At 61.4% G+C, this 15,871-nt stretch carries 15 protein-coding genes; 4 read left to right on the forward strand and 11 right to left on the reverse strand.

Annotated features, from left to right (window positions below; genetic code table 11):
- Positions 1–57: 57 nt before the first annotated feature.
- Together K7H22_RS08885 and K7H22_RS08890 are read right to left on the reverse strand one after the other, a co-directional pair.
- Positions 58–225, reverse strand: a complete 168-nt coding sequence (locus K7H22_RS08885) for a hypothetical protein (protein ID WP_230800389.1) — start codon at positions 223–225, stop codon at positions 58–60.
- A gap of 29 nt (positions 226–254) precedes the next feature.
- Positions 255–1,007 (reverse strand): class I SAM-dependent methyltransferase, encoded by a 753-nt coding sequence (locus K7H22_RS08890; RefSeq protein ID WP_230800390.1) that lies wholly within the window; start codon positions 1,005–1,007, stop codon positions 255–257.
- Positions 1,008–1,069: 62 nt separating this feature from the next.
- On the opposite strand from K7H22_RS08890, the gene gloB reads away from it, so the two are divergent.
- From gloB to K7H22_RS08905, 3 genes are all read left to right on the forward strand, one after another.
- On the forward strand, positions 1,070–1,837 hold the full coding sequence (gene gloB / locus K7H22_RS08895) for a hydroxyacylglutathione hydrolase (RefSeq protein ID WP_230800391.1): 768 nt from the start codon (positions 1,070–1,072) through the stop codon (positions 1,835–1,837).
- 161 nt (positions 1,838–1,998) lie between these two features.
- A complete protein-coding gene (gene clpA, locus K7H22_RS08900) occupies positions 1,999–4,326 on the forward strand; it encodes an ATP-dependent Clp protease ATP-binding subunit ClpA (RefSeq protein WP_230800392.1) in 2,328 nt (775 codons plus the stop codon).
- A 26-nt stretch (positions 4,327–4,352) separates the two neighbouring features.
- On the forward strand, positions 4,353–5,291 hold the full coding sequence (locus K7H22_RS08905) for a M23 family metallopeptidase (RefSeq protein WP_230800393.1): 939 nt from the start codon (positions 4,353–4,355) through the stop codon (positions 5,289–5,291).
- 11 nt (positions 5,292–5,302) lie between these two features.
- Here the strand turns inward: K7H22_RS08905 and K7H22_RS08910 are convergent, their stop codons facing one another.
- The 3 genes from K7H22_RS08910 to K7H22_RS08920 all read right to left on the reverse strand — a co-directional run bounded on the left by K7H22_RS08910 (position 5,303) and on the right by K7H22_RS08920 (position 8,791).
- A complete protein-coding gene (locus K7H22_RS08910; RefSeq protein ID WP_230800394.1) occupies positions 5,303–6,946 on the reverse strand; it encodes a peptidoglycan -binding protein in 1,644 nt (547 codons plus the stop codon).
- Positions 6,947–6,949: 3 nt separating this feature from the next.
- Positions 6,950–8,176 (reverse strand): biopolymer transporter ExbB, encoded by a 1,227-nt coding sequence (locus K7H22_RS08915; protein WP_230800395.1) that lies wholly within the window; start codon positions 8,174–8,176, stop codon positions 6,950–6,952.
- Between the two features lie 81 nt (positions 8,177–8,257).
- Positions 8,258–8,791, reverse strand: a complete 534-nt coding sequence (locus tag K7H22_RS08920; protein WP_230800580.1) for a gamma-glutamylcyclotransferase — start codon at positions 8,789–8,791, stop codon at positions 8,258–8,260.
- A 74-nt stretch (positions 8,792–8,865) separates the two neighbouring features.
- Between K7H22_RS08920 and K7H22_RS08925 the strand changes: the two genes are divergently transcribed.
- Positions 8,866–9,891, forward strand: coding sequence for a DUF2125 domain-containing protein (locus tag K7H22_RS08925; protein WP_230800396.1), 1,026 nt, complete (start codon positions 8,866–8,868; stop codon positions 9,889–9,891).
- A gap of 25 nt (positions 9,892–9,916) precedes the next feature.
- Here K7H22_RS08925 and K7H22_RS08930 read toward each other — a convergent pair whose 3' ends face one another.
- The 6 genes from K7H22_RS08930 to K7H22_RS08955 all read right to left on the reverse strand — a co-directional run bounded on the left by K7H22_RS08930 (position 9,917) and on the right by K7H22_RS08955 (position 15,773).
- Positions 9,917–10,558 carry an extensin family protein gene (locus K7H22_RS08930; RefSeq protein ID WP_230800397.1) on the reverse strand — a complete coding sequence of 214 codons (642 nt, stop codon included), beginning with the start codon at positions 10,556–10,558 and terminating at the stop codon, positions 9,917–9,919.
- Positions 10,555–11,475, reverse strand: coding sequence for a prephenate/arogenate dehydrogenase family protein (locus K7H22_RS08935; protein WP_230800398.1), 921 nt, complete (start codon positions 11,473–11,475; stop codon positions 10,555–10,557). Before K7H22_RS08935 ends, K7H22_RS08930 begins: the two co-directional genes overlap by 4 nt.
- A complete protein-coding gene (hisC, locus tag K7H22_RS08940; protein WP_230800399.1) occupies positions 11,472–12,557 on the reverse strand; it encodes a histidinol-phosphate transaminase in 1,086 nt (361 codons plus the stop codon). Before hisC ends, K7H22_RS08935 begins: the two co-directional genes overlap by 4 nt.
- A gap of 229 nt (positions 12,558–12,786) precedes the next feature.
- A complete protein-coding gene (gene rpsD, locus K7H22_RS08945; protein WP_230800400.1) occupies positions 12,787–13,407 on the reverse strand; it encodes a 30S ribosomal protein S4 in 621 nt (206 codons plus the stop codon).
- A 181-nt stretch (positions 13,408–13,588) separates the two neighbouring features.
- Positions 13,589–14,653, reverse strand: coding sequence for a Hint domain-containing protein (locus K7H22_RS08950; RefSeq protein WP_230800401.1), 1,065 nt, complete (start codon positions 14,651–14,653; stop codon positions 13,589–13,591).
- 205 nt (positions 14,654–14,858) lie between these two features.
- A complete protein-coding gene (locus K7H22_RS08955; protein ID WP_230800402.1) occupies positions 14,859–15,773 on the reverse strand; it encodes a lipid A-modifier LpxR family protein in 915 nt (304 codons plus the stop codon).
- Between the last annotated feature and the right edge of the window lie 98 nt (positions 15,774–15,871).

Here is a 15,871-nt window from a genome sequence, read left to right on the forward strand (position 1 = left end):
GGCGTGGGTGTAGCAGAGCCTTCCTAACCTAGCAACCTGCTATAGCGTCCTAGCCCATCAATGAATTTCCATATAAAACAATGCACTAGCAAAGCTGCGGCGCTTTGCCAACAAAACGGGCAAAAAAAAAACGGCGTTTTGGGCGCAGAATTTGGAATCCTTGACGCAAAAAGCTGCATCAGCGCCCGCGCCTGTTAACGCTATCACCGCCAGAACCGCTGCCATCCTGTCGGCGGGCGGCCATTTGGGACGTATCAGGCGGGTTTGCCCTCGGGTGTCGGGCTACCCAGTCCGTCCAGCACATTCAGCGGACGCCGCACCGCTGCGCGCAGGCCCGGACCGCTTGAAGCTTGCACACGCTTGGTCGCCTCGACCATCAGAACACCACCGGCCAGCACAACCGAGAATCGCAACCCCAGCCCTTCCCAGAAGTTCGCCGTCTTGCGCCAGAAACGTTTCTCGGATGGTGGCTGGTAAAGCGTGGTGACATGGCGCTCGGGCAAGAAGGCGTGCCGTTTCAACTGCGCTTCAAGCTGGCCCAGTGAATAGGGGCGGCCATACCCGAATGGCGTGGCGTCCGAGCGCGACCACAACCCCGCACGGTTGGGCACAATGAATAAAGCACTCCCCCCCGGCCCCAGAACGCGGAAACACTCCTCAAGCAGCGCCGACGGCTGCTCCGAGGTTTCCAGACCGTGCAGCAACACCAACTTGTCGACATGGCCTGTCTCGACCGGCCACGCCGTTTCCTCGCACAAGACCGAGACATTGGGCATACCTGCAGGCCAAGGCATTACCCCCTGCGGTCCGGGCATCAGCCCGATCACGCGCCGTGCATCTGCCAGATAGGGACGCAGCAGCGGCACGGCAAAGCCGTATCCCACCACCGTCTGGCCCTTCGCTTCGGGCCACATGCGCAACATCTGGTCACGCACAGCCTTCTGCGCCGCGCGCCCCAATGTGCTGCGATAATAGAAATTGCGTAGATCCTGCACATCAAGATGCATTGCGGTTCGCCTTCGCTTCCGCCACTCTGGCCCCCACAATAACAAGCCGAAGATGAAACGCCATGCCCCTTGAGATCGTCACCATTCCTTGCCTCAAGGACAATTATGCCTTTTTGGTCCATGATCGCGCCAGTGGCGAGACCGCTGTGGTCGACGTGCCCGAAGCAGCCCCTATTGCAGCGGCTCTGGCCCAACGCGGCTGGCGGCTGAGCCATGTCCTGCTGACGCATCACCATTGGGATCACGTGGACGGACTGGCCGCATTGCTGGCGGATCATCCCGCCAAAGTGATCGGGGCCGCCGCCGATGCGGATCGCCTGCCAAAGCTCGACGTAGGGGTGTCCGCGGGCGACACGATCACCATCGGATCGGAACAGGGAACAGTGATCGATGTATCGGGCCATACAGTGAACCATCTGGCGTTCCACTTTGCAGACAGCGCCGTTGTCTTCACCGCCGATAGCCTGATGGCAATGGGATGTGGCCGCCTGTTCGAAGGCACGCCCGCGCAGATGTTTGCAAGCCTTGCGAAACTCGCCGCTTTACCACCGGAAACGCTTGTGTGTTCGGGGCATGAATACACATCATCCAACGCGAAATTCGCGCTGACTATTGAACCGGAAAATGCAGCGCTTATTTCACGTATTGAAAAGATCGAAACCGCGCGTGCACAGGGACGGCCAACCGTTCCATCGCTTCTATCGACAGAGCGCGCCACAAACCCGTTCCTGCGATGTGACAGCCCTGAAATACAGGCCAATCTTGGCATGACAGGTGCAGATCAAGTGCAGGTCTTTGCCGAAATCCGACGCCGCAAGGACAGCTTCTGATGCTGAAACCTCACGCAGCGCGACCAACCCGAACAAAATGTGACCCGCGGGACCAAGAAAAAACTTGAAGACCGCCGGATATAGACCACACTTTAATACTATGAGGCCACGTTTGCCGCGGAACGGACCGCGTCAGACCCAGATCAAAGAGGAGCACGCCCGTGCCTTCATTCTCGACCACGCTTGAACAGGCAATCCACGCGGCGCTGGCGCTGGCCAATGCACGCAAACATGAATTCGCAACTCTTGAGCATTTGCTGCTGGCCCTGATCGACGAACCCGATGCAAACCGCGTGATGAAGGCCTGTTCCGTAGACACGGACGACCTTCGCAACACGCTGGTAGAATTCATCGACGACGATCTGTCCAATCTGGTGACGGATATCGACGGGTCCGAAGCCGTACCCACAGCGGCCTTCCAGCGCGTGATCCAGCGCGCGGCGATCCATGTCCAGTCCTCCGGCCGGACCGAGGTGACCGGTGCGAATGTGCTGGTCGCGATCTTCGCCGAGCGCGAAAGCAATGCGGCCTATTTCCTGCAGGAGCAGGAAATGACCCGTTATGATGCGGTGAATTTCATCGCGCATGGGGTCGCCAAAGACCCCGCTTACGGCGAAGCGCGCCCCGTATCCGGCGCGCCAGAGGCCGAGGAAAGCAATACCAGCACCTCGTCCGAGGCGACGGACCAGAAAGAATCCGCCCTTGGCAAATATTGCGTGGACCTGAACGCCAAGGCCTTCAAGGGCGATGTCGATCCGCTGATCGGTCGCGCCTCCGAGGTCGAGCGGTGCATTCAGGTGCTGTGTCGCCGCCGCAAGAACAACCCGCTTCTGGTGGGTGATCCCGGCGTGGGCAAGACCGCCATCGCGGAAGGTCTGGCGCGCAAGATCGTCAAGGGCGAAACACCCGAAGTGCTGTCCAAGACGACCATTTTCAGCCTTGATATGGGTGCGCTGCTGGCCGGCACGCGCTATCGCGGCGATTTCGAGGAGCGGCTGAAGGCCGTCGTGAACGAGCTTGAGGCGCATCCAGATGCGGTTCTGTTTATCGACGAGATCCACACAGTGATCGGGGCAGGTGCCACATCGGGCGGCGCGATGGACGCATCCAACCTGCTGAAACCTGCTTTGCAGGGCGGGAAGCTGCGCTGCATGGGCTCGACCACCTACAAGGAATTCCGTCAGCATTTCGAAAAGGACCGCGCGCTTTCGCGTCGCTTCCAGAAAATCGACGTGAACGAGCCGACTGTCGATGACACCGTGAAAATTCTTCAGGGCCTGAAACCCTATTTCGAAGAGCATCACTCGGTCCGTTACACCGCCGATGCGATTAAAACAGCGGTCGAACTGAGCGCACGTTACATCAACGACCGCAAGCTGCCCGACAAGGCCATCGACGTGATCGACGAAGCCGGTGCCGCGCAGCATCTGGTGGCGGAATCAAAGCGCCGCAAGACCATCGGCGCCAAGGAGATCGAGGCTGTCGTGGCCAAAATTGCCCGTATTCCGCCCAAGAACGTGTCCAAGGACGATGCCGAAGTGCTCAAAGACTTGGAAAAGACGCTCAAGCGCGTGGTGTTCGGGCAGGACAATGCCATCGTAGCCTTGTCGAGCGCGATCAAACTGGCCCGCGCCGGTTTGCGCGAACCCGAAAAACCCATCGGCAACTATCTGTTCGCCGGTCCGACCGGTGTGGGTAAAACCGAGGTGGCAAAGCAACTGGCGGACACGCTGGGCGTCGAACTGCTGCGCTTCGATATGTCCGAATACATGGAGAAACACGCGGTTTCGCGCCTGATCGGTGCCCCTCCGGGTTATGTCGGTTTCGATCAGGGCGGCATGCTGACGGATGGTGTCGACCAACATCCGCATTGCGTGCTGCTGCTAGACGAGATCGAGAAAGCGCATCCCGATGTATTCAACATCCTGCTGCAGGTGATGGATCACGGCACGCTGACCGATCACAATGGTCGCAAGGTGGATTTCCGCAACGTGATCCTGATCATGACCTCGAACGCGGGTGCTGCGGACATGGCCAAGGAAGCTATCGGCTTTGGTCGCGACAAGCGCACGGGCGAGGATACGGCGGCGATCGAGCGTACCTTCACGCCGGAATTTCGCAACCGTCTGGATGCGGTGATCAGCTTCGGTGCCCTGCCGAAAGAGGTGATCATGCAAGTCGTCGAGAAATTCGTGCTGCAACTCGAGGCGCAGTTGATGGATCGTAATGTCCATATCGAACTGACCAAACCAGCGGCGGAATGGCTGGCAGACAAGGGCTATGACGACAAGATGGGCGCGCGACCTCTGGGCCGCGTGATTCAGGAATACATCAAGAAACCGCTGGCAGAAGAACTGCTCTTCGGCAAGCTGACCAAGGGCGGTCTTGTCCGTGTCGGCCTGAAAGACGGCGAGATTGATCTGCAGATCAGCGGCCCTGAACAAGCTCGCCTGTCGGGTAACAAGCCGCCGCTTCTGACCGCAGACTGATGCGGGCAGCAAGTCTGCTGATACTGATGACCTCCGCGCTGCCCGCCAGCGCGGAGGTTTTTCGTATGGGCCTGCCAATTGATTGTGATCTGGGCGAAACCTGTTTCATCCAGCAATTTGTCGATCACGACCACGGCCCCGCATCATCGGATTTCACCTGTAATGGCCTGTCCTATGACGGGCATACCGGCACCGATTTCGCCCTGCCCTCGCTCGCGGCGATGCAGGCCGGCGTTGCAGTCGTTGCATCGGCCACAGGCTGGGTGACAGCCCTGCGTGACGGCATGCCCGATACCGGCCTTACGCCAGAGACTGCCGGTGACATCGACGGGCGCGACTGCGGCAACGGTGTGGTGATCGCGCATGCGAACGGGTGGCAGACGCAATACTGCCATCTGATGCAGGGCTCTGTAGCGGTCACGCAGGGCCAGACAGTGCAGGCCGGTGACAGGCTGGGGCTGGTGGGATTGTCAGGCAATACCGAATTTCCCCATGTCCATCTTGCCCTGCGCCGAAGCGGGCAGGTGGTTGATCCCTTCGATCCGGACGGGCAGATTTCCTGTGGCGCGCCTGATCCAGAAACCCTTTGGACCTTGCCAGTCAACTATATGCCCGGCGCTTTGCTGAATATGGGCTTTGCAACGGCAGTGCCTGACTATGACAGCGTCAAGGCTGGCACAGCGGCGATCGACCCAATCGCCCGCGATGCACCGGCGCTGGTTCTCTGGGGGTTTGCGTTTGGCGGACGGCAAGGTGACAGCTTGCGTATCCGCATCACAGGCCCGGGTGGTTCCGTGGTTGATCACAACGACATATTGGAGAAAGATCAGGCACAGTTTTTCCGCGCCGCAGGCCGCAGGACACCGCAAGGGGGCTGGCCGGAAGGCCGCTATGACGGCCTGACGGAATTGATCCGTGCAGGCCGGATCATCAGCCAGCGGCAGATGTATCTGGATGTCCGCTGACGACGTGCTGCTTATTTCTCTGTGAACTTCAATTCGATCCGGCGGTTTTGCGCCCGCGCCGCCTCGGTATTGGCGGGGTTGACGGGATTGTATTCGCCAAATCCGTTCGCGCTCAAGCGGTCGGGCGGGATACCCAAAGCGCCGGACATGTAGCGCACCACCGATAGCGCGCGCGCCTGACTGAGTTCCCAGTTATCGGCGAACTCGCCCTGTCCTGACAGCGGCACATTGTCGGTATGTCCGTCAACGCGGATCACCCAGTCGATACCCTCGGGAATCTCGTCCACAACAGAGCGGAGGATCTCGGCCACTTTGGCAACCTCGCCCCGACCTGCGGGTGACAAATCGGCGCTGCCCGGCGGAAACAGCACTTCGGAGGCAAAGACGAAACGGTCCCCGACCACCTGCACGCCTTCCTGAGCACCCAGAACATCGCGCAAACGACCGAAAAACTCGGAGCGGTAGCGTTGCAAGTCCTGCGCCTCAGCTTCCAGCCGCAGTCGCTCGGCCTCCTCCAGCTGACGCCGCCGCCGTTCTTCTGCTGCAGCGCGCGCAAGGGCTGCGTTCAGATCGGAGCCAAGCGACTGCACCTGGATCGAGGCTGCAGCCTCGCGTTCCTTGTAGTCGTCCAACAGCGCCTGCAACTGCCCCAACTGGCCACGCAAGGCCGCGACCTGCTGGTTCAGCAGCGCTTGCGCCCGCTGTGCTTCGGTCGATTTATCCTGCGCCTCGGCCAAGAGCCGCTGCGCCTGCGCCAGCAAGGCGGCCTCGCGTTCGGCTTCGGTCATCTGCGTATTGAGCTGCGCTTCCAGATCGTCGCGGGTGGCTTCGGCTGCTGCCAGAAGGGTCAGCGTTTCCTCGGCGCGGCGGCGTTGTTCTTCCAGCGCGAGCGACATGGCGGTCAGTTCGGTATCGGCATTCCGCAAGCGTTCACGCAATGCCTCTGCCGCTGCGGCGGCGACAAGGCGCGCGGCCTCCTCCTCGGATAGCTGGGATTGCAGGTCGTCGACCCGCCCAGCGAGCGCATCCGCCTGCGCCTGCGTATCAGCCTGTTCAGCACGTAGATCGGCGATCAACGCCTCAAGCGCGTCGCGCTGTGCTGCGGCCAGTCGCGCTGCTTCGGTTTCAGCGTCGATTTCCGACCGCGCCTGCGCCAGTGCCAGGTTCAAGGCTTCCTGCTGTGACAAAAGCTGCTGTTGTGTTTCCTCCAACACCGCCACATCGCCAAGCGCCGTATCCCGTTCGGCCAGAAGCGCCGCGACTTGCGCCTCGAAGCCCGTGATCTGGATTTCTGCATCCGCCAAGGCCGACAGTCCTGCATCGCGTTCACGCCTCAGCGACAGGATCAGTGCTTCCTGCTCGGCAAGCTGCTCCTGCGTGTCGGTCAGGGTTGCGTCCAACTCGCCCAGTCGCGAGGTCAGATCGGCGCTGCGCCGCTGTTCCAGCCCCAAGGCCTGCGCCAGCGCCGCCATTTCCACATTCAGCGCGTTCAACTCGCTGGCTTGCCCGCTGATCGTTTCCCGCAACACGAATTGCACCACCATGAAGATGGTCAGCACGAACATCAGCACCAGCAAGAGGCCAGTCATCGCATCCACGAAACCTGGCCAGATCGACCCTTGGAACCGTTGGCCTGTGCGGCGCGACAGGGCCATGGATCAGCCCTCCTCGCCCTTGGTCTGGGTCTGGCCAATCGCCCCCAACGGACGCGGCGCTGCGGGTCTGCTGCGCGACTGTTCGACAGCGCGGGTCAGGGCCGCAAGATCGGTCCGCAGTTCCGCCATCGTATCCTGACGTCCTGCGCTAATTTCCTCGAGTATCCGTAGCAACTGCACATCCATCGAGCGCAGGCGCATGCGGCTTTCGGCATCCAGCCCCTCGCCGCGTTCCTGCGCGCCCAGCGCAGTGGCCAGACGTTCCTGCCCTTCGGCAAGCCGCATCAGAGCATCTGTCAGGGCGGCATCCTGCCCGTTGCCCTGCCCCAGACTGTCGCCCAGCCGCTCTACGGCACCGGACAGTTCGGACAGCCGCATATCCATTGACACGCGCCCAACTTCGGCCTGTTCCAGCACGCGCTGCACCGCTTCCATCTGTTCGGCCATGCCATCGACCACCTGCACCAACATCGCCTGGTCGGGGGCCGCATCGCCATCGCCCGATGAAAACCCGACCCGGGTGATCGTGCTCAGCCATTCTTCCAACTCGCGGTAGAAGCGGTTTTGTCCGTGACCGGCAAAAAGCTCCAGCAACCCCACGACAAGCGATCCAGCCAGCCCCAGAAGGGACGACCCGAAGGCCACGCCCATGCCCGACAGTTGCGCGTCCAGCCCGTCCATCAGGCGGCCAAACACGGCAACCCCCTCCTCGCCCTCTTGCGGCGCAAGGCTGCGGATCGTGTCGACCAAAGCGGGCACAGTCGTGGCAAGACCGTAGAATGTACCCAGAAGACCCAGAAAGATCAGCAGGTTGACAATATAGCGGGTGATTTCCCGCGCCTCGTCGATCCGTGTCGCAACAGAATCGAGGATCGAGCGGGTCGAACTGGCGCCGATCTGCATGCGCGCGCCGCGTGTCCTCAAAAGCGCCGCCAAAGGAGCCAGCAAACGCGGGGCCGCCCGTGCGTCATCGCGTCCCTTGGTAAAGCCTTCGATCCAACGCACGGAATTGATCAACTGCGCGACCTGCAGGAAACAGGCAAGCACCCCGATCAGGAAGACGAAAAGAATAAATCCGTTGAGATAGGGGTTCGCCTCGAACACGGGCAAGACGCGCGGCAGGGCCAGAACGACCACGAAGGCGGCAAGTCCCAGCACCAGCAACATCGAAACGATCTGGCGCAAAGGCTGTGAAAACTGCGGCTCGGCCTCTCGGTCCGGCTGGTCCATGAGGACAGCTCCTGACACTGATTATAATTGCCCTGATCCTAGGGGCTGTTCCGCGCCCTGCCAAGGGTTTATCCGGCCTGATCAGCCCTGACCGGCAACCAGATCCCGCACTCGGCAGTCCAACCAGTCCAGATCGGGATCAATGATGCCAAGCGTGCCCAGATGTGCCACCGTATTGTGCAGATATTCGGTGTTCGGACCGCGCTCGCCAACGGCTTGCGCGATGATGCGAGCCTGTTCTTCCAGCGGAAGCGCCCCGCAATACTGCACATGATCGGGATCAATCACATAGGTCACGGCTGTCACCTGCGTGCCATCGGCCAGATCGACCTCCAGCATCCGCTCAAGATAGGCCGAAGAGATCAACTCGCGCTCGCGCAGATAGGCCAGCACGTCATCGGCCTGCGCAGGCTCGACCCCCAGCGCCAACCCCTGGCAAGCCGCCCCCTGCCAGGCATCCAAGGCCAGCACCAGCCCCGGCGCATCCGGCGTGCCGCGATGATGAATGGACCGCATGCAGAAACTGCGGTGATAATCGGGCAACCGCGCCAGCACCGAACGGCGCACCGCAAATCCGGGGTTCCACAAAAGTGATCCATATCCGAAAACCCACATCATCGCGGCACTGGTCCTTCCTTTTGCCCCCCTGTAAACACCACCTCAGCCGCAGTTGAAAGAGGTCCGCCCCTGTGAAACGCCTCGTCATCCTGATCCTTGTCGCAGCTTCGCTCTGGTCCGGCTATTGGCTGTTCGGCGCCTCTACCACGCAAAGCGCCTTTGCCGCATGGTTTGCCGATCGCCGCGCACAGGGCTGGGCCGCCGACTATGCCGACCTTCAGGTCCAAGGATTTCCCAACCGTTTCGATACAACCTTCACCGACATCGCTCTGGCCGACCCGGCGACCGGTTGGGCATGGGACGCACCGTTTTTTCAGCTTCTGACCCTCAGCTACAAGCCCAACCACGTGATCGCAGTCTGGCCGGAAGCCCAGCGGATCGCCACGCCACAGGACCGTTTCACTATGACACAGGCCGAAATGCAGGCCAGCGTGGTGCTATGGCCTAGCACGGATCTGGCGCTGGACCGTGTCCGCATGGTGGCCGATACCATCCAGATCACAGGCAGCAACGGAAATGCCACCTCGGCCAGCGCGCTGCGGATGGCCGCCGAACGGCTTGGCGCGGATGGCCAGCAGGCCACCACCGCCCCAGATGGCGGCGAAAGCCGCTACCGTATCGCCCTTTCTGCCGAAGGTTTTGCGCCGGACAGCACCTTCCGCGACCGGATCGACCCGACGGGTCGCCTTCCTCGCACACTGGATGCACTGCGCGCCGATATCACGCTGGGCTTTGACCGCACATGGGACCGCCACGCTATCGAGGATAGCCGCCCGCAACCGCGCCTGATCTCGCTGCGCCTGGCCGAGGCGCGCTGGGGTGATCTCGACATCAAGGCCGCAGGCGATCTGGAGGTGGACGCACAGGGAGAGGCGGCAGGCCGCATCACCGTCAAGGCTCAAAACTGGCGCGAGATTTTGCGGATGGCCCGCGCCTCGGGCGAGTTGCCCTCGGGCCTTGCGGATACGCTGGAACAAGGGCTGTCATTTCTGGCTGGGCGCAATGACGGCATTGATATCCCGCTGGATTTTCGCGGGGGACGGATCTGGATCGGTCCTCTTCCCGTGATGCAAAGCCCCGTGCTGCGCCTGCGCTGAACCCGCAATCTCCCTTGGGGGGAACTTACCGGCAGTAGGGTCCACCCCTGTGGCGCGCCGTATCAAAGTGGAAATGGTCGCGGTGGAAGCGGTCTGATTCCGGCCCCAGCACGGTTCCGAAAGGTCCGCATGCGGCACGGTGCATCTGCTTAAGCGCGCGGCCATTGCGTCCCGAACCCCAGTCCTTCAGCAAAGTCACCTGCGTGCCATCGCGCAAGGTATAGCCGGAGACGTCGATCGCCTTGCCACGTCCATGTTCGGAAATCCGCGCGCCGGGCTGGTGGTTGCGTGTACGGCAGGCATAACTGGCGGCGATCCGGATGGTCTCGACCCCGCCGCCCTGACTCCCGACCGCCCGCATCATGCCACGATCAACCCATGTGCCGAACGCCCGCGCTGTCGGACAGTCGATGACCGCACCTGTACTCAGTTGCACGCCGTTGACCTCGTGCAAGCGCACCGCGTTATCAATGCCGCAGCCGGTAATCCCGCCTGGGACGCCGCCCACGACCTCGCCGCGCAAATCGGGATTGCCGCAGACCATCGGGAAGCCGCTGGTCGAGGCCGATGCGCGCGGCACATTCCTGTCCCCACGAAAGCTGCAGGCCCCCGCGCTCAACACAAGCGCCACAAGGCCAAGTGATATCAAGGTGTTTCGCGTTCTCATCGGCCCACCTTTGCTCGACCGAAATCGGGCGCATCAGTATCCTGCCCCGCCTCGATGATCCCGCGCCGGATGGCCCGTGTGCGGGTAAAATAGGCGTGCAGATGATCTCCATCGCCGGTGCGGATCGCGCGCTGCAGCGCGAACAGTTCCTCGGTGAAACGCCCAAGGATTTCCAGCGTCGCATCCTTGTTGGTCAGGAAAACATCCCGCCACATGGTGGGATCACTGGCCGCAATCCGCGTGAAGTCACGGAAACCGGCAGCCGAGTACTTGATCACCTCGCTATCGGTCACTCGGCGCAGGTCATCGGCAACGCCGACCATCGTATAGGCAATCAGGTGCGGCGCGTGGCTTGTCACGGCGAGCACCAGATCGTGATGGTCCGCCTCCATCTTGTCGACATTGGCCCCCATTCCGCGCCAAAAACGGGCCAGCCGATCCAGTGCGGCGGCATCGGTTCCGTCAACCGGCACCAGCAGGCACCAGCGATTGTCGAACAGCGTCGCAAAGCCTGATTCAGGCCCCGAATGTTCGGTCCCTGCCAACGGATGCGCGGGGATGAAATGCACGTGATCCGGCAGATGCGGCCCAACGGCCTGAATGACCGCCGCCTTGACCGACCCCACATCACTGACAGTCGCCCCTGCCGCCAGAAACGGTGCAATCTCGGCGGCAACCTGCCCCATCGCCCCCACAGGCACACACATGACCACCAGATCGGCCCCCTCGACCGCCTCGGCAGCGGTGTCACAGACTCGGTCGCACAGCCCAATCCGCCGCGCTGTATCGCGCGTGGCCTCTGAACGCGCATAGCCTGTCACCTCGCCCGCCAGTCCTGCCCGCTTGATCGCCCAGAACATTGACGAGGCGATCAGACCCAGACCGATCAGCGCCACACGGTTGTAGATGACGCTCATCGCGCGCCGCCTTTGAACTGGCCCACGGCATGCGCGACCCGACGGCAGCTTGACTCGTCACCCACGGTGATCCGCAGACAATGCGGAAGTTTGTATCCCGCGACGCGGCGCACGATCAGCCCCTGCGACTTGAGATAGGTATCACAGGCCTCGGCCTCGGCCTGATCGGCAAAGCGCGCCAGCACGAAATTCGCTTTGGACGTATCGCATTGCACGCCATGCTCGGCCAGCGCCTCGGCCAGCCAGACACGCAGACGCGCATTCTCGGCCCTGCATTTGGTGGCATAGGCCTGATCGCGCACCGCCGCTTCGGCGGTGGCCAGTGCCGTGCTGGACAGGTTGAAAGGCCCCCTGATCCGGTTAAGCACGTCAATGATCTCGCGCGGGCCATAGCCCCAGCCGACGCGCAAGCCACCCAAGCCGTAAAGTTTGGAGAAGGTGCGCGTCATCACCACATTGCGCCGCATCTCGACCAGCGCGGCGCCGCCGTCATAGCCTTCGACATATTCGGCATAGGCCCCGTCCAGCACAAGAATGGCATGATCCGGCAATCCCTCGGCAAGCCGCGCCAGTTCGTTGCCGCCGATCATCGTGCCCGTGGGATTATTCGGATTGGCGATGAAGACAAGCCGCGTCGCAGGCGTGACCGCCGCCAGAATCGCGTCCACATCGGTCACGCGCTCGCGCTCTTTCACCTCGACTGGCGTGCCGCCAGCCGCCAGCGTGCTGATGCGATACATGGCAAAGCCGTGTTCTGTATGGATCACCTCGTCGCCCGCACCGACATAGGCCTGACACAGGAAATGGATGATCTCGTCACTGCCTACACCGCAGATGATACGCTCGGCGTCCAGCCCGTGCACATCGGCAATCGCGCGCCTCAGGCTGGCGTGATCCGTGGACGGATAGCGATGCAAGTCATATCCTGAACGCCGGAAAGCCTCGATCGCGGCCTCGCTTGGCCCGAAAGGGTTCTCGTTCGAACTCAGCTTGACGACATCGGCCATGCCCTCGACATGGGCAGCGCCGCCCTGATAGAGCTCGATTTCCATGATGCCATTTTGCGGCTTGATCTGGGTCATGACAAAACTCTCCTTGCGCCCTCTCTTAGCCTTGCGCTGTGAGCAAGAAAAGCGCGAAACGCGACGGCACCCATCTGCCGCATCCGCGTCTTCTTGCCTCAAATATCCCCGCCGGAGGCATCCTTGCCACCCGCCCGCACATCGTCGCCCACTGGAAGATAGCCCGAAATGCAAAAAGGCCCCGCCAAACCGGCAGGGCCTTTCCTAATTTCCGGTAAGGCGAAGAAGATCAGTTCTTCGCGTAGAATTCCACGACCAAGTTCGGTTCCATGATGACCGGATAGGGAACATCGCCAAGGCTGGGTGTGCGCACGAAAGTCGCGGTCAGCTTGGAATGGTCGACATCCAGATAGTCAGGGACATCACGCTCGGCCAGTTGGGTGGCTTCAAGTATCACAGCCATCTGCTTGGACTTCTGGCGGACCTCGATCACATCCCCCTCTTTCACGCGGTAGGACGGAATGTTCACACGCTGGCCGTTCACGGTGACGTGGCCGTGGTTCACGAACTGGCGGGCTGCAAAGACGGTCGGCACGAATTTCGCACGGTAGACGACGGCGTCCAGACGGCGCTCCAGCAGACCGATCAGGTTCTCACCTGTATCGCCCTTGACCCGCTCGGCCTCGCCATAAATGCGGCGGAACTGCTTTTCGGTCAGGTCGCCATAGTAGCCCTTGAGCTTCTGCTTGGCACGCAGTTGGGTGCCGAAATCAGACAGTTTACCCTTACGGCGCTGACCGTGCTGGCCGGGGCCGTATTCGCGGCGGTTCACAGGGGATTTCGGGCGACCCCAGATATTTTCGCCCATGCGGCGGTCGATTTTGTACTTGGCAGACGTGCGTTTGGTCACGGCTGATCTCCTTCGTCAGAATGTGAAGGGCGTTGTCCTCTGGCTTGCGCCTGACAGGTCACCCCTTGCGGGGGCCACCAACACCAATGAAGCTGCGGTTATACGCGTGCCGCGACTGGAGTCAACAGGGCTTTGAGCCGTCTCTTGCCTTCTGGTGCCCTGTTCCAGCCAGCGGGCGATGTCAGGCGGCCTCATGCATCAGGATGGCCGCTTCCGGGGCTGTCAAAATGCGCCGGACGGAATTGCCATAGGTTTGCGGATCATATTCCAGCGCCGGGAACATGTCCAAAAGACGCGACCGGTCCGAGGCCGCAAGGCTGGTCAGGTCGGCCTGTCCGGGATGGAAGCTCTCGGTTTCGACGCCATTGGCCCACAGCACGTGATGGCATGGCAAAAGCAAATGGACATATGTCACCTCTTTGAGGGCCATATCCACGGCAATGGTTGTCCCGTTCACCAGATCGCGGGCGGCAACCAGCACCTCGTCCGTATTGAACAGCGCCCGCGCGGCATGGCCGCGCAACAGCATCCTGTGATCCGGCGAGACAATCAGTTCCTGATCCGGTCGTTCCACACCCAAAGCGCCGGGTCGGAATCGGATCGGGCGCAGCTTGGGCATCGTGAACAAGCGGGCACCGGTCATCCGACGACTGCCGACCCACTGCACCTCCTGCGCGCCGCTATCCTTGGTCTGGACGCGGTCGCCCTCGCGCAGATCCTCAACCAGACGCGGCCCCTCCGGCGTGGAAATCCATGTACCGGGCGTGAAGCAGATGACGCCGACACTTGGCGGTGAAGGCAAGCCGAGTTGCGCCATATCCATTGTGTGATGCACCACCCACAGATCGGTATCGCGCGGCGGCAAGCGATCCATGAACATCAACAAAGGTGCAGCACCTGTGCCCACCTCGATCACCGTAACAGTAAAACTTTGCGCGCCATCCGTGACGACAAAGCCGCTTTCCTGCATCGGATTGCTGACCTCGACTGTCTGGATATCGCGCGTCTGGGTGATCGCTGCACCCACAAGCCGGCGCACCATGCGCGCCGCTCTTTTTCTCAATTCCGCTTCGCCATCCGCCTGTTCCAGCCGCAGAACGGGACTCTGAGTGTCGACCCGCACAGCATCACCACGCCAGGACCACGACGCCCCGACATTCAATGCTTGCACTGGCGCGGCCTCAAGACCGTCCACTTCCGTCTGTGACCAGGAGATGACGAACGTGCCATGAAAGCCCGTTCCCATGCCTGCTCTATCTGCCTCGGTTTATTTTCGTTGGTCGTCTTTTTATGTCTCAAGGCTAACAGACTGAAGGGGGATGACAAAACCCTCTTTGCGGCACGGGGGACCGACCGTGATCAAATGGTGACATTCAAGCCACGGCTTTCAGGTCAAATAAAGTGAGCGGGATCAGCGCCCTGCAATCTTCGCGCGAATTTGTGCGCTTTTCTCAGAAGCTGAAATCCAGACGGACCGATCCGATCAACTGCCCTTCGCTCTGGCCTTCAAATTCCTTGCCCAGCCATGTCAGGCCATAGAACAAGGCAGTCTGCTCACCCTGCCAATGCACACCGGCACGCAACCTGCTACGGGCGTCACGCACCTCGACGCCCGAGGAGGACGGCAAAAGATTGCTATCGGCGACCGAGGCAATATCACCGCCCAGAACAAAGCCGGTTCCCTGAAAGTCCCCAGCAATCGCGCGGTAACGCTGCCCCGAAACCGAGTCGCGCACCATCAATCCGCCGCGACCGACACCGCCGATCGTGACATCCACACCGGCACGGGCCAAAGTCTCGACACCCGCGCGGACCTCGAGAAACGGGCGAAGCTGTGTAGTGTCGGACAGATCGAAATTGCGCCCGACCTCGCCGACGAATGTGGGGTAAACCCCGTTGCCGACCTGCGCCGCGCGTGTCGCCGGTGATGCCTTGTCCACGCCCACCAGATCGTGGAAGCCGCCCTGTAAGTCGTCAAGGCGCGTCTGCGGGCCAACGACGACCAGATTCGCACCGACCGCGAATTCACTGCCAAGCCGCTCGAAATGCGTGTGAAGGCCTGCCGACAGGATACCAGCATAAGGACGATCGCCTGCCGCAGGTGTTACCAGATCGCGGGGCGCGATAATTTCCGCACCGAAACGCAGTTCCAGCAGATCACCCGGCATGTCGGGCAGCATACCGGACCATCCACGCCCCCAGACACGGCTGGACGCGATAGATCCGGTCCGCCAGCGGTCGCGCCCGTCTGCCAGATAGTCATTGCTGATCAGCCGACCATATCCGATACGCTCGCGTGCTTGCGCGGAGACATCCTGTGGCAGAATTACCAAGGCCATACAGAAAGCGACCAGATGACGGATCATGATTTGTCCTATGGAAAGCAGAATAACAGGCACGACCAATACGCGAACAGCCGATGCCATAGCCATACGCAACCCGTAGATTCATAAAACCTGTTGCC

The organism is Seohaeicola saemankumensis (genome assembly GCF_021021435.1).
Classification (GTDB): Bacteria; Pseudomonadota; Alphaproteobacteria; order Rhodobacterales; family Rhodobacteraceae; genus Seohaeicola.

Coding starts and splice junctions, on each gene's coding strand:
- K7H22_RS08885 (WP_230800389.1), bottom strand. CDS start 225: ATGGCAGCGGTTCTGGCGGTGATAGCGTTAACAGGCGCGGGCGCTGAT.
- K7H22_RS08890 (WP_230800390.1), bottom strand. CDS start 1,007: ATGCATCTTGATGTGCAGGATCTACGCAATTTCTATTATCGCAGCACA.
- gloB (WP_230800391.1), top strand. CDS start 1,070: ATGCCCCTTGAGATCGTCACCATTCCTTGCCTCAAGGACAATTATGCC.
- K7H22_RS08905 (WP_230800393.1), top strand. CDS start 4,353: ATGACCTCCGCGCTGCCCGCCAGCGCGGAGGTTTTTCGTATGGGCCTG.
- K7H22_RS08910 (WP_230800394.1), bottom strand. CDS start 6,946: ATGGCCCTGTCGCGCCGCACAGGCCAACGGTTCCAAGGGTCGATCTGG.
- K7H22_RS08915 (WP_230800395.1), bottom strand. CDS start 8,176: ATGGACCAGCCGGACCGAGAGGCCGAGCCGCAGTTTTCACAGCCTTTG.
- K7H22_RS08920 (WP_230800580.1), bottom strand. CDS start 8,791: ATGTGGGTTTTCGGATATGGATCACTTTTGTGGAACCCCGGATTTGCG.
- K7H22_RS08930 (WP_230800397.1), bottom strand. CDS start 10,558: ATGAGAACGCGAAACACCTTGATATCACTTGGCCTTGTGGCGCTTGTG.
- K7H22_RS08935 (WP_230800398.1), bottom strand. CDS start 11,475: ATGAGCGTCATCTACAACCGTGTGGCGCTGATCGGTCTGGGTCTGATC.
- hisC (WP_230800399.1), bottom strand. CDS start 12,557: ATGACCCAGATCAAGCCGCAAAATGGCATCATGGAAATCGAGCTCTAT.
- K7H22_RS08950 (WP_230800401.1), bottom strand. CDS start 14,653: ATGGGAACGGGCTTTCATGGCACGTTCGTCATCTCCTGGTCACAGACG.
- K7H22_RS08955 (WP_230800402.1), bottom strand. CDS start 15,773: ATGATCCGTCATCTGGTCGCTTTCTGTATGGCCTTGGTAATTCTGCCA.